Consider the following 18,235-nt stretch of genomic DNA (forward strand, 5'->3'; position numbering starts at 1 on the left):
ATAGTGTCCAACATCCGTACAATATAAGAAGATGTTCAAAAAGTCCGGTAAAAATGACACTACGAATTTCTTCGTTGGCTTGCCTTTCCGCTGCTCATGTATCTACGTGCATACATTCCGCTGCTCAAGACTACGCCGCCTCGAACTTCTTGGTCCTTTTTATCCTCCTTTTTGAACACGCAGTATAAGAAATAGCGATTCCCCAATTTAGTTGAATCACAATTGATACAAAACTAACCAAATGGAGGGTTCCGAATGGAAAATATACAAAGTCAAGAAAAGTTTGAGCAAGTGATTTCAAGTGAAAAACCAACCATCATTAAATTTGAAGCAGACTGGTGTCCAGATTGTAAACGACTAGATATGTTTATTGGCGATATTATAGAAGAAAATCAACAATTCACCTGGTACCAAATTGACCGTGATCAATTCCCTGAGCTTGCCGATCAATATCAAGTCATGGGCATACCTAGTCTACTTATTTTCCAAAATGGTGAGAAACAAGCCCATCTTCACAGTGCTAATGCCAAAACCCCTGAAGACGTTATAGCATTTTTAGAAGAAAATAAATAAAAGTTATCTCCATACAGTTTAAATAGTTCGAATGAAATCTCCACATTATAATTATCAGGCTCCGGATATCCTTCCGAAGCCTTTTTTCGTTTGATCTAGAAAAAAATGGGTACATTATGTAGAAAGACAAAAAGAAAGGAGCTTCCTTATGCTTTGGACAATTATAGGTCTTCTGATTATCCTCTGGGTTTTAGGATTAGTCACAAAGATTGGCGGTGCTCTTATTCACATTTTACTCGTGCTAGCCGTCATTGTATTTATTGTCAACCTTTTTAGAGGGCGAACACGTTAGCTATTGGGAAGGCCCCGGATTTTAATCGGGGCCTTCCCTTTCATTTTCCTTTCATAAACGTCCTTCCTCCTCTATCTCCTTTCTAAAAATCAGTATATTTATATAATATTAAAATGGATGAAAATACAAAATATTACATTATTACACAAGATTTTTCGACACGTTTTTTAATTATTCGCCCCCGTCATTCCTTTACCACTTTAAAGTTATAATGCTTTTCATCGCTGATATTAAATAAAGCGTCTTCTTCCAATTGTAACTTTTGTGAAATAAAAAAAGTTATTGTAATACAATCTATTCTATTATAAAATACATAGTAATAAAGTTATAAAAAGGACTTTTTGATATATTTCTCGGTATTCAGACATTCATTGTGAATTGTCTGAATTTATAGATTTACAAAAAGTAAATAATAATATATTTGAAGGTGTGTATGAGATGAATATGCTCGAAGTAAAAAACCTGAAGACCGGGTTTGATATAGATGGAAAGATCTACAACGCTGTAGATGATGTCTCATTCTCTGTAAAACCTCGACAAGTCGTTGGTGTTGTTGGTGAATCAGGTTGTGGGAAAAGTGTCATGTCCCTTTCCGTTATGAATTTACTACCAAAAGGAATCGGAAAAATTACAAATGGAGAGATTCTCTTTGATGGAAAAAATATTGCTGGCTTATCCGATAATCAAATGAATAAGATTAGAGGAAAAGACATTAGTATGATTTTCCAAGAGCCCATGACATCCTTAAATCCAGTCTTTACGATTGGATATCAAATAAAAGAAATATTATTAAATCATCAAGATATATCTAAAAATGAAGCAAAAATGAAATCTGTCGAATTATTAAAAAAAGTTGGTATTCCACGAGCTGAAACAGTTGTTGATGAATACCCCCATCAACTTTCAGGCGGAATGCGTCAAAGAGTGATGATTGCGATCGCCATTGCCTGTCAACCGAAGCTATTGATCGCCGATGAGCCAACAACCGCTCTTGATGTAACCGTACAAGCGCAAATTCTTGACTTGCTTAGCAGCATCCAAGAAGAGACAAATATGTCGATCATTTTAATCACCCATGATTTAGGTGTTGTATCTGAAATGTGTGATGAAGTGATTGTCATGTACGCCGGAAAAATCGTCGAACGAACAAATGTCGATCGTTTATTCTATAACCCTCAGCATCCATATACAAAGTTATTGATGGCAGCTATCCCGAGAATTGAAGATGAAGTCGAGGAGCTTGCAACCATTAAAGGCATTGTTCCTTCTTTAAAAAATATGCCGCAAGTGGGCTGTCGGTTTGTTGACAGATGTCCATTTGCTAAACCAGATTGTAAGACGATCTCCCCTCAACTTGGAGAGGTGGAGCCAGGACATGAAGTTTCTTGCTTATTATATGAAAGTAGCTATCCAAAAGAGAGTGTGAGGTAATCCTATGAGCCATACATCAAACAAGCAAGATCAGAAGAATTTATTAGAAGTGCAAAATTTGAAAACCTACTATCCCATTAAGGGTGGTTTTTTAAGAAAAACAATTGGAAATGTCAAAGCAGTAGATAATGTTTCTTTTACAATCCGAAATGGTGAAACATTAGGATTAGTTGGTGAATCTGGCTGTGGAAAATCCACTACAGGTCGTACCATCCTAAGACTTTTAAGTCCAACTGATGGAAGCATTCTATTTAATGGTCAAGACATCACATCTTTAAAAGGTAAATCACTAAGAGAAATACGCAAAGATATTCAAATGGTGTTTCAGGACCCTTATGCAACATTGAACCCTATGCAAATGGTTGGAAATGTTGTCTCAGAACCGATTATGAACTTTACGAATAAATCGCAAAAAGCTTTAAAAAATGAAGTGTTAGAATTATTGAACAAAGTGGGACTTCCAGAAGATGCTTATTATAAATATGCCCATGAATTTTCCGGTGGACAAAGACAACGGATTGGTATCGCCAGGGCCCTAGCTCTCAGACCAAAATTAATTATTGCTGACGAGCCAGTATCAGCACTTGATGTATCCGTGCAATCCCAAGTGTTGAACCTTTTGAAAGAGCTGCAGGATGAATTTGATTTAACGTTTTTATTTATTGCTCATGACCTAAGCGTTGTAAAACATATGAGTGATCGAATCGGTGTCATGTACCTAGGAACCATGGCAGAGATTGGTGAAAAGGATAGTATCTATGCTGAACCACTACATCCTTATACACAAGCTTTAATTTCAGCCATTCCTTCCCCTGATCCAAGGGAGAAAAAAGAACGGATTGTTTTGCAAGGAGATGTGCCTAGTCCGGCCAACCCTCCTAAAGGCTGCCCATTTCACCCAAGATGTCCAAAAGCATTTGCGGAATGCGCCTTAACTAAACCTCAATTAAAGGAGGTGAAGCCAGGGCATAAAGTAGCCTGCCATTTATATAATTAATATGCTTATTATTGATAAAAGAGAATAACGGAGGGGAATCTCATGAGAAAATCAGTATTATGGTCTTTAGTCGTTCTGCTGACCATGTCACTGTTTTTAGCGGCATGTGGCGGCAATTCAGATGGCGAAAAAGAAGAAACAAATAAGGATAGCAATAATAATGAACAAGCAGGAGATAGTTCTGAACCTAAAGAAGGCGGCATCGTGACGTTTGGTACATCTCAAGCGCCAGAAGGTGTGTATGATCCAGCTTTCTCTGGAAGTATTGTTGATAGCCATGTTCAAGGTTTTATGACAGAGAGCATTTACACTGTCAATGATGATCTAGTATATGAACCAAATCTAGCGAAATGGGAAATTAGCGATGATGCAAAAACTTATACATTCACCTTTGAAAAAGGCGTAAAATGGCATAATGGTGAAGAATTAAAGGCTGATGACTGGATTTTTGCATTGGAGACTTTAGCAGATCCAGATTACACAGGACCACGTTACAATTATGTTTCTGATATAAAAGGGGCTAGTGCGAAAAAAGAAGGAAAAGCTGATTCAATCGAAGGAATTGAACAAGTAGACGATTATACGGTGAAAATTACTTTTGAGGAAGCAAAAGCAAATAATCTAGAGAATCTTTGGTCCAATCCAATGCCAAAGAAACATTATGAAGGCATTGCTGTTGCTGACTTGGAAGAGTCCAAAGAAGTTCGTGAAGAGCCTGTTGGCTTAGGACCATTTAAAGTTAAAAAGGTTGTTGATGGCGAGTATTCCGAATTAGAGCGTTATGATGATTATTGGCAAGGCAAGCCGCTACTTGATGGTGTTATCGTCAAGATCATTGATCCATCATTAGCAAGTGGGTCATTTGAAAACGGCGAAATCGATATTATGGATATTACTCCTCAAGACGTAGCTGAACTTTCTAATCTAGATAATGTTCGTGTCGAAGAAACAAAAGGTGTTGGCTATTCTTATATTGGTCTTCGTTTCGGTCATCGTGATCAAGAAACACATAAGAATATTGCTGACTTCGATAAATTCAATTCAAAAGAATTACGTCAAGCTTTATTACATGCAATTGACCGTCCAGCGATGATTAAAGCATTTCTTGAAGATAAGGCTGAAGTCGCCAATACTGTTATCCCAACTGTATTCTGGACAGCAGCAGATGAAGCAGAATTAAATCAATATGAATTTGATCAAGATAAAGCAAAACAACTTTTAGATGATGCTGGCTATAAAGATGTAGATGGTGATGGGTTTGTAGAAGATCCAGATGGCGAGGAATTTAAGATTTCATTTGGTCATTATGCAGGATCCGCAGCATTTGAAGGCCGTTCACAAGCAATTGTACAAGCATGGAATGATATCGGTGTAAAAACGGAACTTGCAACAGGTTCTCTAATTGAGTTTAACTTATATAACGATATGAAAGACAGCGATGATGATGCCCTAGAAGCATTCTTTGGTTCTTGGAGTATGGGGTCTGACCCTGATCCAGCCGGATTATGGGGAAATGACGCTGAATGGAATTATGGTCGTTGGGTTGATGAAGAGAACCAAAACCTATTGAATGAGGCTTTAGGTGAAAAAGCCGCTGGCGATCAAGATTACCGTAAGCAAGTGTATGTTGATTGGCAAAAACATTTCAATGAAGAACTACCAGCTCTTCCACTATGGGAAAATTTAGACCTATATGGCGTTAACGAGCGCCTACAAGGTGTCCATATAAATGCTGTCGGTTTCCAAACAGATATTCATAAGTGGTATGTTACAGACTAAACATTCATGTAGATGATTCATCGCTTTTTCTATCCAACTAAAAGTCGTTGAAAAAACAATTCTTCCTACTTATCTGGGACCCTTTATATAGGTGGCCCTAGATAAGTAGGTAAATTTTATTATTGATAAGGAGAAGTCACATGCTTCAATACTCATTACGCAGAATACTTGGCATGATCCCATTATTGCTCCTTATTTCGTTTGTAGTGTTCGCCTTGGCATTAATGATGCCTGGAGATCCATTTGCTGGCGAAATTGATCCTTCAAATACAAATCCACAATATATTGAAGAAATGAGAGAAAAATTAGGGTATAATGATCCAATTTACGTACAATACGGAAGATGGATCTCTAATTTTGTCCAAGGAGATTTCGGGAAATCCACTGTCTATAAAAAACCTGTAGCAGATCTGATTGCGCAGCGAATACCAAATACATTATTTTTGACAGTTACTTCATTAGTCATTACGTATATTTTTGCTTTTGCAATGGGATTATTCGCCGGAAGAAAGCCATATACACTAGGAGATAATGCGATTAGCACATATAATTATTTAGGGTTAGCCGTGCCTTCTTTTGTCGCTGGGATTGTCTCAATTTACTTTTTCTCCTTTAAATTAGGATGGTTTCCATCCAGTGGTTCAGTCTCGATTGGCTTAGACAAGGGAACTTTGAGTTACTATTTGAGTAGACTGCAGCACGTTTTATTACCTGCAGCTGTTTTAGGTTTAATGGGAACAGCCTCCTATACACAATTTTTACGAAACGACATTATTGAAAATAGTCGAAAAGATTATGTCAGAACAGCAAGAGCCAAAGGAACAAAAGAATCAAAAATTTACAATCAGCATATTTTGCGTAATTCAATTATTCCACTTGTTACATTTTTAGGATTTGATATTGCCACATTAATTGGTGGCGCCGTTATAACGGAAACTATTTTTACTTATCCAGGAATTGGGCAACTCTTTTTAGAATCTGTTGAAAGAAGAGATTACGCCGTCGTTATGTCGATCACAATGTTACTTTCTTTCTTAACACTTCTTGGAAATTTAATCGCTGACCTACTTTACGGTATCGTTGATCCGCGGATTAGGCTAGATTGAGGAGGGGAAACGTATGGAAATGATTACTGATAACAAAATTACAAAACCGCAAAAAAGCCCCTCTCCATGGATGATTGCGAGAAGAAAGTTCGTTAAAAATAAATTAGCGATGACGAGTTTCATTTTTGTTGTTCTCGTTATCCTGCTTTCTATATTTGCACCTTTATTAACAAATGAAGATATCGCTCGTGTTGATTTTATGAAAATCAGTCAGCCGCCATCTAGTGAGCATTGGTTAGGAACTGATACCAATGGACGTGATGTATTTGCACGTATACTTTACGCTGGGCGATCTTCTTTAACCATCGGCTTTGCTAGCATGTTTCTGATTATATTAACAGGAACCATTGTTGGGGCGATTGCAGGGTATTTCGGTGGCGCACTAGAGACTATCTTAATGCGTTTTACTGACTTTGTCCTAACCTTTCCTTTTTTAATCTTTGTAATTGTATTAAATGCTATCCTTGTAGGGAAGATCTCAGGGATTTGGACACTAATCCTCGTTATCTCCGCTTTGAGCTGGGGAGGAGTGGCCCGGCTTGTCCGGAGCCGAGTTTTAGCTGAAAAGGAAAATGAATATGTATTAGCAGCTGAGTCGATCGGCGGGAAGCCATCGAAAGTGATTATCAAACATTTGCTGCCGAATGTCGCTTCCACTATCATTGTCCAAGCTACCTTGTTAATGGCTTCTACGATTGTCATCGAATCAGCTTTAAGCTTCTTAGGCTTAGGGGTTCCACCAGATACACCGAGCTGGGGGAATATGTTATTTGAAGCACGAAATTCTGATGTACTTAAGAATAAACTCTGGATGTGGGTCCCACCTGCAACGATGATTACCTTAGTTATTTTATCGATTAACTTTATCGGAGAAGGGCTAAAGGATGCCTTAAATCCAAAATCCAGAAGATAAAAAGATGACCGTGAGATCCTCACGGTCACTTTTTAAGGTTTAAATTTTGTGCTGGATCCAGCTCCAGCGCCCAGCGACTAGCAAACTTTCGGTGCCTTCCTACGATAAGTCAACATCCATTCGCTTTTCAAGCTCATGGTGTTTCCTTTATCTCAGGGCTACAGGATGTAGGTCAGAACAGCGTTGCGACGTACAGGATGTACTAGTGCAGACAAAGCGCCAGGACGGCGCGTTTTTAGCTGTTCATCCTTACTAAAAAAGTTTGTACGTCGCTAAACGGGCACTTGCGCTTTTCTTAACCTGTTGCGCCAACAAATTGGCTGCGGTACAAGTCTGCGTAAAATCCATTTTGAGCAATCAATTCTTCATGGTTGCCTTTTTCAATAATATCCCCTTCATTCATAACTAATATCAAATCGGCATCGCGAATCGTTGAAAGTCGGTGAGCAATGACGAAACTTGTTCTTCCTTCCATCAGTTTATTCATTGCTTTTTGGATATTCATTTCGGTACGAGTATCGACACTACTAGTTGCCTCATCCAATATCAATATTTTTGGATCTGCTAAAATCGCGCGGGCAATCGTGATCAGCTGTCTTTGCCCTTGCGAAATATTAGACGCATCCTCGCCCAAAATCGTGTCATATCCATCAGGCAATGTGCGAATAAACTCATCTGCATAAGCACTCAATGCCGCTTGTACAACCTCTTTCTCATTCGCACCTTCTCGGCCATAGGCAATGTTTTCACGAATCGTTCCTTTAAATAACCACGTATCCTGGAGAACCATCGCAAACAATGCTCTTGCCTGCTCCCTTGATAATTCAGCAAGATTTCTTCCATCTATTAAAATTTTCCCTTGATCAATCTCATAAAATCGCATTAATAAATTAATAATTGTCGTTTTACCTGCGCCTGTTGGCCCCACAATCGCAATTGTTTGACCTGATTCCACTTCTAGAGTTAAATCTTGGATAATCGTTTTTTCTTTCTCATAACCGAATTGCACATGCTCAAAGCCAATTCTCCCTTGCAATCCTGCAAGATCTATCTGCGCAGGCTCTTCTTTTATTTCCTCTTCTTCATCTAAAAGATTGAACACTCGTTCTGCAGACGCCAAAGCTGTCTGAATCATATTGGCAATCCCAGCTGCTTGCGCCATTGGTTGTGATAACTGTTGAGAATACTGGATAAACGCTTGTACATCCCCTACTTGGATATTCCCGCTTAGCACGCGAATTCCACCGACAATGCTGACAAACACATACCCAAGATTTCCGACAAAGGTCATAAGTGGCATCATAATTCCACTAATAAATTGCGCTTTCCATCCTGAATCATACAGTCGATCATTCATTTGATCAAAATCAGCGATCGCCTTTTTTTCATAGCTAAATCCTTTTACAACTTGATGACCGGAAAACATCTCCTCAATATGGCCATTGACATTCCCCAGCTCTGTTTGCTGTTGGACAAAATGCTTTTGCGAGCGGGATGCAATCATCTGCACAACAAGAATACTTAGAGGAAACGTAATCAGTACAACTAACGTAAGCAACGGACTAATAACTAACATCATAATAATCGTGCCGATAATCATAATCGCGGATGTGATTAATTGAGATAAGGCTTGTTGAATCGAATTATTAATATTATCGATATCATTAATCACCCGACTTAAAACATCTCCATGTGGATGCTGGTCATAATATCTAAGTGGAAGACGTGTTAATTTTTCATTCACTTCTTTCCGCAATTCTGCTGTTGTTCTTTGCGAGATTCCTGCCATCATATACTGTTGGAAATAAGAAAAAATCGCCGATAATATATATAGCCCTAATAAAATAAACAGCAGTTTTGCTAAGAATGGAAAATCAACACTTACTCCGTTTTTGATACTGGCAAAAATAGAGGATGTCGCATCCCCAAGAAATTTAGGGCTAATGACATTAAATAATGTTGCAAAAATAGCAGCAATCGCGACAAGAATAATCTGCACTTTTCTCGGCTTCAAATAAGCACTTAAGCGAAACAGTGTTCTTTTAAATTCCTTTGGTTTTTCACCATGCATTGCTTGTCCACGTGCCGGGCCTCGTTTAGGCATTTTCTGCTGGCTCATGCTCCTTCCACCCCAATTCCCTGTGATGCAGCAATCTCTCGATAAATTTGATTTTCCGCTATTAATTGATCATGTGTGCCAATTCCAGCAATTTTCCCTTCGTTCAAAACAATGATTTGGTCTGCTTGCATAACGGTGCTAACTCTCTGTGCCACCATAATGATGGTACTATGCTCTTCCATTTGGCTGAGCCTAGCTCTTAATTTTGCATCTGTTTTATAATCTAATGCCGAAAAGCTATCATCAAACAAATAAATTTCCGGCTTGCGAATTAAAGCACGAGCGATAGATAATCGCTGTTTTTGCCCGCCAGAGAAATTAGCCCCTCCCTGAGCCACTTTCGCATAAAGGCCTTCCTCTTGTTTAAAAACAAAATCTGAAGCTTGCGCGATTTCTAGGGCTTCCTTCATTTCTTCTTCTGTTGCTTGTTCCTTCCCAAACTGGAGGTTCTCTGCAATCGACCCACTAAATAAGGTGGCTTGCTGAGGAACATAACCTATTTTTTGACGTAATTCTGTTTGCGCCATATCTCTCACATTCACACCATCAATGAAGATCGCTCCCCCTTCCGCATCATAAAAACGAGGGATTAATTTAAGCAAGGTGGACTTTCCTGCACCTGTACTACCGATAATCGCAGTTGTTTCTCCGGGCTTTGCTTGAAAGGATAATTGGCGTAAAACAGGTTTTTCTGCTCCTTCATAACGAAAGCTCACATCCCGAAATTCGATATATCCGTGGGCTTGAGATGTTTTCGCTGATTGCGGATCCTCAATATCCTTTTCGAGCGCAAGAACTTCATTAATTCTCTTTACAGAGGCTTGAGCTCTTGGTATCATAATAAACCCCATGGAAAGCATCACAAGTGACATCAGGATCATCATCGCATATTGCAGGAACGCCATAAGGTTACCTACTTGCATAACTCCTTCATCAATTCGAATCGCGCCAAACCACACAATCGCGATGTTGGTAAAATTCATGATAATCATCATCACCGGAAACAGTACTGCCATCATTTGATTTACTTTGATGCCTGTATCACGAAAGTCTTCATTTGCTTGGTTAAATCTACTTTTTTCAAAAGCCACTTTATTGAAAGCGCGAACCACTCGAATCCCGGTTAAATTTTCGCGAACAATTAAGTTAAGCCGGTCCGTCTTTTTCTGCAAAGAGGCAAATAAAGGCATGGCCTTTCTTGAAATAATAAAAATGACAAGCACTAAAATAGGGAGTGCGCCTAGAAAAACAAGTGATAAGCCTGGATCTCTAGTCACTGCTAAAATAATCCCTCCGACAAGCATTAAAGGCGCACGTGTCATCATACGCAACACCATATTTAACACATCTTGGACGATTTTCACATCATTCGTGGATCTTGTGATTAAGGAAGCAGGCCCAACTTTGTCAAAGGCCTGTAAGGAAAAATCCTCCACTTTGACAAACAAACTCCTTCTCACATCTCGTCCAAACCCTTGGGCGGTTTTCGATGCGAAATAGGAAACACCCACTGTAATCACAACAGCTATTAAAGCAGCAAGTATCATCCAAATTCCGACCTTTATTATGTAAGAAATATCTCCCTTGACAATCCCAATATCAACCACATTCGCCATTAGGGTCGGCAGAAGCAACTCTAATAGAATACCAGCGAGCGTTAAAATAATAACCGCACTAATCTGCCATTTATAGGATTTCAAATGCCTCAACACGCTACCATCACTTCCCTTTTCATTTCCTCTTCTAATGGTATGGTTTATTCTTTCATTGGTCAATGATTTTATGTAGGAATATTTCTTCTATTTTAATCGATTTCTTCTACCAAAAAAGGTCTCCCAGTTCAAACGATGAGAGACCATTCTATCATTTTTAGCTTGCCCCTTTTTCATCCTTAATTCTAATCTCTTCCTTCTCGGTCAGTTCTCGGATAAAGGTATTGACATCAAGTCCCGATTCAATGAAATCCTCACCTAAATGCTCAATTTGTTGAAATGCGCCAACATCAAATTTTGAACGTGATTCAGGACCGCCAGCAGCTTCTAGCTTATATAGCGCTTGTAAATTTTTCCCTTTAAACTTTTCCATTCTTTCCCCCACTAGCATATCATCAATATCCTTTCCTTCAAATAGATGGTTGAAAGGTGCATGGATTGGGGATTCTCCTAAAGAGCCAATATGCTCATCAGAATATAAAAATTTCATTACTTCCATCGCTTCGTCCTTATGTTGGCTTGGCTCTGTAATGCCAAACCCCCAACCGCCTGCCAATGGACCGATATTGGAAGCCTCTTCCCATTGTGGGTATGTGACAATATCAAAGTTTAAATCTTCAGGTGTGGCCATATCCAGCCATAATGGTCTCATCGCCAATGTCCTAGATTCTGTCCACGCGTCCCCTTCCGGCTTTTCATTCCCCGGCATATTATAAACACTCTCTACCATTTCCAGCCATTGCTTAACATAAGGGTTGTCTGTCCATAATACTTCTTCTGTTTCAGGATCAATTAATTGCGTCTTTCCGATAATCTGGGTCAAAGGTAAATGTCCATTACCGGTGATATCCAATCCCTGATATTGTATACCATTCCTTTCACCTGTTACTTTGGATGCAAGTGTAATTACTTCCTTCCAGGTCATCCCATCTGTCGGATATTCAACACCAAATAGATCAAAAATATCTTTATTATAATGTAAGGCATAACGATCAGCCATAAAAGGCAATAGCCAAAATTCGCCATTCGCCCATGATTTCCATTCATCCAAGTGCGCTGGATCATACTGCGATAAATCGAAGTCATGCTTGTCTAGTAATGGTGTCATATCGTAATTCAGCTCATATTCTTCTAAAAGCGCAACATGGTACTGGCGATGAGCAAAGATCATGTCTGGAATATTGCCAGCGGAAAGTGCCTCCTCAATCCATTCTTTATTCCCGGTATCCCCTCCGATGTTATTCACCGTAATATGAGGAAATTGTTCTTCCACTGCCTCTTTAATATTTTTCTGAAAGTCTTGTCCCCAATCATCCCACATCATAATCGTCAAAGTAATGTCCTCTTTTTCAGCGCTCTCTTCAGAATCAGACACAACTTTCTCCTCTTTATTGCAACCAACCAATAACAATACGATCAATACAGAAAAAATAATTGACTTTAATAATAGCTTGCACATAAACCTACTCATCTCCTTTATTATTATAAAAATTTTGAAACCGCTATCATTTTTGTGCATATTTAACTGTACTGCCGCTATCTCTCAGGCTTAGAACGATCGGTAAATTGATATTATTGCCGAGCTGATAACAAAATTGTCTATTTTTAATATACTGAAATCTTGCTATATACATCATAGAATTAAATAAATATACTTACAATGGTAAATTTTATATGAATGAAGGATAAAATATTGCTATCGTTAATCAAATTTTATGCAAATCAAAAAAACCCTTCCATTTCAAAAAATCAGAAGGGTTGTGCGCCGCTATATAGGGCGACTTACGCTTTTCATTGTCTAGCTCCAGCGCCCAGCGACTTACGATTTTGATGTTATTGAGCAACTTTTAATAAGTCATCTGCTTGCTCTTCGGTAATATCTTCAATAATGCTAATTTCACTTATTAAGGCTTTATGTGCATCACTTAGTAATTGCTTTTCTGTTGAATTAAGCGGTTTTTCTCTTTGTCGATATAGTAGTTCTTGCACGACTTGAGCGGAATTTTGCATTTCTCCTGATTTAAGCAATTCCATGTTTTGCTTATATCGTTCTTTCCATGGTAGGTCACCTTTCGGCTGTTCATGATGGAAATTCTCTACAATTCCTCTTGCTGTCTGAAGATCGACAACAGCGCGGATTCCCACTTTGGCTAAATTCGCTCGTGGTAACATAATGTTCAATTGAGTAATCGGAATAGAAATGACGCAATATTCCTTTGTGTGACCCTGTATTTCTTTCATTTCAATCGTTTGAATAACCCCTGCTCCATGCATTGGATAAAATACTTTGTCACCTATATTAAACAAATGATCCACTCCTGTATTTGTTCTATTTATATTATACCACCATTCAAACAAATACACAAATTAATAATTTTAACATGATATTTTTACTCAAGTCAACAATTTTCATCTTTTTTTATAAAAAAATCGACGATCGTTAATTCGTCATATATATTATAAAAAATCTACTTGAGAAACAGTGAAATCACTTCATCCACAGAGTCTAATATTCAGACAGTGCACCATTCAGCTAGCTGGTATATCTAACGGTTTTTACTCTCTCATCAAAGATATCTACGAACTTTTTTACAATATTCCTTGTATTTACTGCCATAAATTTTTCCAAAGAATCTTCTTCGCGGCAAATTTGGCGATTAATAAACCAAAACCCGACAACGAAATATAGTTACAATATCCAATTTGGGATAATTAAAAATATCCCGATCAACATAAACAAAAATGCTGTATAGATTGGATTTCTACTAATGGAAAATACATCTGATGTAACGAGTTCATTCGGATGATCCTCATCTAAGCCAACACGAAAACTTTTACCAAATACGATCAGGCTCAACAAAAAGATGATAAGACCAAGAATACTAAATGTAATACCTATCCAGGTTAATATCCGTTCTTTAAATAATACGGCACTCGTCCCCCACTTACAATTCTCATATTCACCTCGAATTCTTGAAGTGGGGTCTTACTGCCAGTTAATTCGGGATAAACTTTGATTATATTCTGCCTTTGAAATACAACAAGCTTTAGAGGTTATCTTCAGCTTTGCTCCTCCCCTGCACAAAACGTACAAACGTTCTCTAACATTCCTCGTTCCACCTAACAAAATGACCACTATCACTTTCAATTGGTATTTCAAATTATGCCGATGATTGAACATCATATCTAGACAATCGTGCCCGTTTAATGAAGATCGCTTTGCATAATTTTAAATTTCGTCGTTACTTCCGTATTCATACTAAATCATCCTTTTTAGATTATTATCTGTTCTATCCATACTTAAAGTTCCTATTCTTATTCCATTATAAGTCGTTTGTTGAAAGAATAAGTACTCAGATGAACACCATTCTCAATTCCTAAAATTTCTCTACCTTTCCATAAGCCAATTTCACTTGTTCTTTTAGTTGCTGATTCTCTTTCTCTAATTTCTTTACCTTTCTTTTCAATGATTGAATAAGAGAGCAGCTTTATTACCTTCATTTATGTTCCAATTTATTTGTAGGATCTATTATTTGTCGTTGACGTAAGGATTCCATACGCTCACGTAGTTCAGAATTATTGGATAATGTTGCTTTTTTACAATCATAACTGACCATCCAAAACGTCTTTCTTTTCATGTATTCTGACTTATCAAAAATGATGTTTCCACCTTTTATACTATTAGTCCTTTATTCTATAAAAAACCTCTAAAGGCATAATTGTATTGCACAAAAAACGCAATTTAATATCAATACAACAAGAAAAAACCAATTCCTCCATTTTACTGAGAAATTGGCTTTTTAATGCTTTAATTTCTTTTTTTCCTTACACTAGCCTTTATTGATATTTCGGTAACCAGTCTCCATGAGCCTCAATCAAATCGTCACAAAGTGCGACAATATCATCAATGGATAGCTCTGCTGAGGTATGTGGGTCAAGCATAGCAGCTTGATAAATATGTTCTTTCTTTTGCGTAATGGCAGCTTCAATTGTCAATAATTGTGTGTTGATATTCGTTCTGTTTAAAGCGGCTAGTTGCTCTGGTAAATCGCCAACATATGTTGGTGTCACACCACTTCTATCTACAAGACATGGTACCTCTACTACCGCTTTTTCAGGTAGATTGCTAATTAAGCGGCCGGTGTTTAAGACATTCCCGCCAATTTTATAAGGGACATCTGTTTCCATTGCTTCGATGATATATGATCCATATTCATGTGTTCTCTTATGCTGTAATTGTTGATCATGTACAAGATCATCGCGCATCTTTTTCCAACCCTCGATTTGATTCACACAGCGACGTGGATATTCATCAAGTGGGATATTAAACTTTTCTATTAATTCTGGATAGCGATCCTTAATAAAATATGGATGGTATTCAGCATTATGCTCAGATGATTCTGTAATGTAATAACCAAATCGTTTCATCAACTCAAAGCGAACCATATCATGATGCTTTGTTTCTTGCTTTTCCTCTGCTCGTTTTTTAATTTCTGGGTATAGGTCTTCTCCATTACGAGTAATTTCGAGTAACCAGGCCATATGATTAATCCCAGCAATTTTCCATTGAATATTGTCTGTTGGCATGTCCAATGATTTCAAAAGTCCTGGTGCACAAGCTTGAACACTATGACAAAGTCCTACTGTCTTAATCCCTCCATGACGCAACATGGTACCTGTCAGTACAGCCATTGGATTCGTGTAGTTTAGGAACCAGGCGTCTGGACATACCTCACGCATATCTTTGGCAAAATCAAGCATGACAGGAATCGTTCTAAGATTTCTAAAGATCCCGCCAATCCCAACAGTATCCGCGATCGTCTGGCGAAGACCGTATTTTTTCGGCACTTCAAAATCAGTAATCGTACAAGGATCATACCCACCAACTTGAATCGCATTAATAACGTATTTAGCTCCTCGAAGCGCTTCCTTTCGATCTGTATAAGCTTTAATTCGAACAGTAGAGCCTGTAGTAGATTTTAAATTATTCAACATAGCCTCTGAATCTTTTAATCTTCCTTGATCAATATCAAAGAGAGCAAATTCAAAGTCCTGAATACTCGGGACTAACATACAATCTCCTAGAACGTTTTTCGCAAATACTGTACTTCCTGCACCTAAAAAAGTGATTTTCGACATAATTTTCCTTCCTCCTTTAAATACCATAGCAACTTATTGCTACTTCAAAATATATGAAGATTGCTGATTACCTCTATAATAATCGCTAATGAATAAGCTTTCAATGGTAAAATGAAGTGAAAAAAGGGTATAATATTGCTTTTTTTATTTTATCACAGGTTGGGCATTCTTCTTAATTTAGAAACGCTCTCTGCTTCAATTTCTCCCACATATTAATCTCTTCTATCTTCTTTCTATTCGTCTGAGTCTTCAATTGCAGCCTTTTGACTATTTATCTTCCGAATCACAGAGGGATCAAATTTTGCCTTGCGCTCGTAGGTATAGAGACCATTTACTTCCTGTTCAATATCATAAAGCTGGGTATAACAAAAAGCACAAACAGCCGGATTTTTTAATAAGGTCTCTGTCAATCCCTTATATCTCTGCAAAAAGTCTTCTTCAGATTCTGGCTTATTTCCATAACCCCATCCTTCTTGATCTCCAGGGTTCCACCAAATCCCTCCATATTCACTGACAAAATAAGGCTGATTTTCATATTGTTGACGATCTGGGAATGTCACATACGTTTTTCCGCCACGGCCCATTTCTGCAAATTTTCCGGCGAATTTTTCCACATCCTGTTCATAATCATGGATATCAAATATATCTGTTACGACATGGAAGTTCCCGCTAGTATCAATCACAGGACGTGTGGGATCTAACCGTTTTGTCACTTCATACGTAATACGGAGCACTTCATCATTTTGCCGTGTCCCATTTTGATCCCATGTTTCGTTAAATGGGCACCAACCAATCAGTGCAGGACTATTGAAATCCCTTTCAACTGCTTCCATCCATTCCGGTAAAAAATGTTCCAATCCTTTGGAACCTGTAATATCTAATCCCCAGTTTCCGTGCTCTCCCCAGACAAGATAGCCGAGTTGATCTGCCCAATAGAGAAAACGAGGTTCAAAGATCTTTTCATGAAGGCGTGCCCCATTAAATCCCATTTCCATCGAGATTTCTATATCCTTTTTTAAATCTTCATCAGTGGGCGCTGTATAAATCCCTTTGGGATAAAAGCCTTGATCAAGCACCAAACGCTGGAAAACAGGATTCTCATTAATCAAAATCGCTTTGTCTTCAATCGAAACAGAACGGACGCCAAAATAACTTTCCACTTGATCAACCACTTGTTCACCTTTTTTAAGCGATAAGGTTAGATTATAAAGTTCTGGTTTCCCAGGTTCCCATAGATGAACCTCTGATAATGAAAGATTGCTATGAATAGAAGCACCCGATACATAAGTCGCTGCTTTTGCAACGCTTTTCCCTTTGTATGTAGCCTCTAATTCTACCTCTAATTCTTTTTCATATTGGTTTAAATGGACATCAACTGATACTATTCCTGTCTTAGGATTAGTTTTATAGGCTGTGTTTCTGATATAAGTATGTGGAACAGTCTCCATCCAAACGGTCTGCCAGATACCCGTGGTGCGAGTATAGTCACAACCAGCTGAATAATACCCGCCACTTTGTTTTCCACGCGGCTGTAAGCCAGAACGATTATCATCCTCCGCACAAACAACAATAACGGCCTCTTCTCCATCGAGAAAATCGCTTACATCAAATGAAAAGGGCGTATAACCTCCTTTGTGCTCTCCAGCCTTTTGTCCATTCACCCATACATGGGCATGATAATCAACAGCTCCAAAATGGAGAATAGTCCGTTGCTTCAACCAACTCTTGGGAATTTGTACCGCTTTCTTATACCAGACAGCTGCCATAAAATCAGTATAGCCAATGCCTGATAGTTCACTTTCTGGGCAAAAAGGAACTTGGATGGTATCCGTAAAAGGACCATCTTTGAAAAATTCACGCTCAATCCCGCTTTTTCCATGGTCAAAAGCAAACTGCCATTCACCATTGAGGTTGAGCCAATCCTTCCTTTCCAACTGCGGACGTGGATATTCATTGCGAATTGTCATCAATCATCTACCTCCATTTTAAATAATTGCTTTCTTCAAAAATCATTATACACATGTTCACCTAAATTAACGAGAGAAACAAAAATCACATATTCACATTGTATTCCTTTCATCTTATTGCTATATTCATGATAAGAATCATTCACCCATCATTACAATGGTAAAAAAATAGAAAGCAGGGTAGAATATTGCTATCTGAACACTCCA

15 protein-coding genes are annotated in these 18,235 nt (G+C 38.2%); 7 read left to right on the top strand and 8 right to left on the bottom strand.

The genetic code is table 11. The features are described from left to right. Nucleotides 1–255: 255 nt before the first annotated feature. The 7 genes from IPU53_RS03395 to opp4C all read left to right on the top strand — a co-directional run bounded on the left by IPU53_RS03395 (nucleotide 256) and on the right by opp4C (nucleotide 7,091). Complete coding sequence (locus IPU53_RS03395) at nucleotides 256–573, top strand: thioredoxin family protein (RefSeq protein WP_207447684.1); 318 nt, start codon at nucleotides 256–258, stop codon at nucleotides 571–573. Nucleotides 574–721: 148 nt separating this feature from the next. Next, a complete protein-coding gene (locus IPU53_RS03400) occupies nucleotides 722–865 on the top strand; it encodes a lmo0937 family membrane protein (RefSeq protein WP_207447693.1) in 144 nt (47 codons plus the stop codon). Between the two features lie 438 nt (nucleotides 866–1,303). Further along, nucleotides 1,304–2,296: an ABC transporter ATP-binding protein gene (locus IPU53_RS03405; protein WP_207447695.1), complete on the top strand. Its 993-nt coding sequence runs from the start codon at nucleotides 1,304–1,306 to the stop codon at nucleotides 2,294–2,296. Between the two features lie 4 nt (nucleotides 2,297–2,300). Then, complete coding sequence (locus tag IPU53_RS03410; protein WP_207447697.1) at nucleotides 2,301–3,293, top strand: ABC transporter ATP-binding protein; 993 nt, start codon at nucleotides 2,301–2,303, stop codon at nucleotides 3,291–3,293. Nucleotides 3,294–3,335: 42 nt separating this feature from the next. Continuing rightward, nucleotides 3,336–5,072 carry an oligopeptide ABC transporter substrate-binding protein gene (gene opp4A / locus IPU53_RS03415; protein ID WP_207447699.1) on the top strand — a complete coding sequence of 579 codons (1,737 nt, stop codon included), beginning with the start codon at nucleotides 3,336–3,338 and terminating at the stop codon, nucleotides 5,070–5,072. Between the two features lie 140 nt (nucleotides 5,073–5,212). After that, nucleotides 5,213–6,178: an oligopeptide ABC transporter permease gene (gene opp4B, locus IPU53_RS03420; protein WP_207447702.1), complete on the top strand. Its 966-nt coding sequence runs from the start codon at nucleotides 5,213–5,215 to the stop codon at nucleotides 6,176–6,178. Nucleotides 6,179–6,191: 13 nt separating this feature from the next. Further along, nucleotides 6,192–7,091 (top strand): oligopeptide ABC transporter permease, encoded by a 900-nt coding sequence (gene opp4C, locus IPU53_RS03425; RefSeq protein ID WP_207447704.1) that lies wholly within the window; start codon nucleotides 6,192–6,194, stop codon nucleotides 7,089–7,091. 295 nt (nucleotides 7,092–7,386) lie between these two features. On the opposite strand, the gene IPU53_RS03430 is transcribed toward opp4C, so the two are convergent. The 8 genes from IPU53_RS03430 to IPU53_RS03465 form a co-directional block, all read right to left on the bottom strand. After that, a complete protein-coding gene (locus IPU53_RS03430; protein ID WP_207447706.1) occupies nucleotides 7,387–9,210 on the bottom strand; it encodes an ABC transporter ATP-binding protein in 1,824 nt (607 codons plus the stop codon). Continuing rightward, nucleotides 9,207–10,922: an ABC transporter ATP-binding protein gene (locus IPU53_RS03435; RefSeq protein WP_244852362.1), complete on the bottom strand. Its 1,716-nt coding sequence runs from the start codon at nucleotides 10,920–10,922 to the stop codon at nucleotides 9,207–9,209. Before IPU53_RS03435 ends, IPU53_RS03430 begins: the two co-directional genes overlap by 4 nt. Before the next feature lie 157 nt (nucleotides 10,923–11,079). Beyond that, nucleotides 11,080–12,381, bottom strand: a complete 1,302-nt coding sequence (locus IPU53_RS03440) for an ABC transporter substrate-binding protein (RefSeq protein WP_207447716.1) — start codon at nucleotides 12,379–12,381, stop codon at nucleotides 11,080–11,082. Nucleotides 12,382–12,755: 374 nt separating this feature from the next. Then, nucleotides 12,756–13,229 carry a CarD family transcriptional regulator gene (locus IPU53_RS03445; protein ID WP_207447718.1) on the bottom strand — a complete coding sequence of 158 codons (474 nt, stop codon included), beginning with the start codon at nucleotides 13,227–13,229 and terminating at the stop codon, nucleotides 12,756–12,758. A 382-nt stretch (nucleotides 13,230–13,611) separates the two neighbouring features. After that, on the bottom strand, nucleotides 13,612–13,782 hold the full coding sequence (locus IPU53_RS25560) for a methyltransferase family protein (RefSeq protein WP_396019893.1): 171 nt from the start codon (nucleotides 13,780–13,782) through the stop codon (nucleotides 13,612–13,614). Between the two features lie 455 nt (nucleotides 13,783–14,237). After that, nucleotides 14,238–14,423 (bottom strand): hypothetical protein, encoded by a 186-nt coding sequence (locus tag IPU53_RS03455; protein WP_207447720.1) that lies wholly within the window; start codon nucleotides 14,421–14,423, stop codon nucleotides 14,238–14,240. Between the two features lie 336 nt (nucleotides 14,424–14,759). Continuing rightward, a complete protein-coding gene (locus IPU53_RS03460; RefSeq protein ID WP_207447722.1) occupies nucleotides 14,760–16,061 on the bottom strand; it encodes an alpha-glucosidase/alpha-galactosidase in 1,302 nt (433 codons plus the stop codon). A 233-nt stretch (nucleotides 16,062–16,294) separates the two neighbouring features. Beyond that, nucleotides 16,295–18,028 carry a glycoside hydrolase family 2 protein gene (locus IPU53_RS03465; RefSeq protein ID WP_207448081.1) on the bottom strand — a complete coding sequence of 578 codons (1,734 nt, stop codon included), beginning with the start codon at nucleotides 18,026–18,028 and terminating at the stop codon, nucleotides 16,295–16,297. Nucleotides 18,029–18,235 lie beyond the last annotated feature (207 nt).

It is taken from the genome of Bacillus sp. SD088 (assembly GCF_017355205.1).
Classification (GTDB): Bacteria; Bacillota; Bacilli; order Bacillales; family Bacillaceae_C; genus Lederbergia.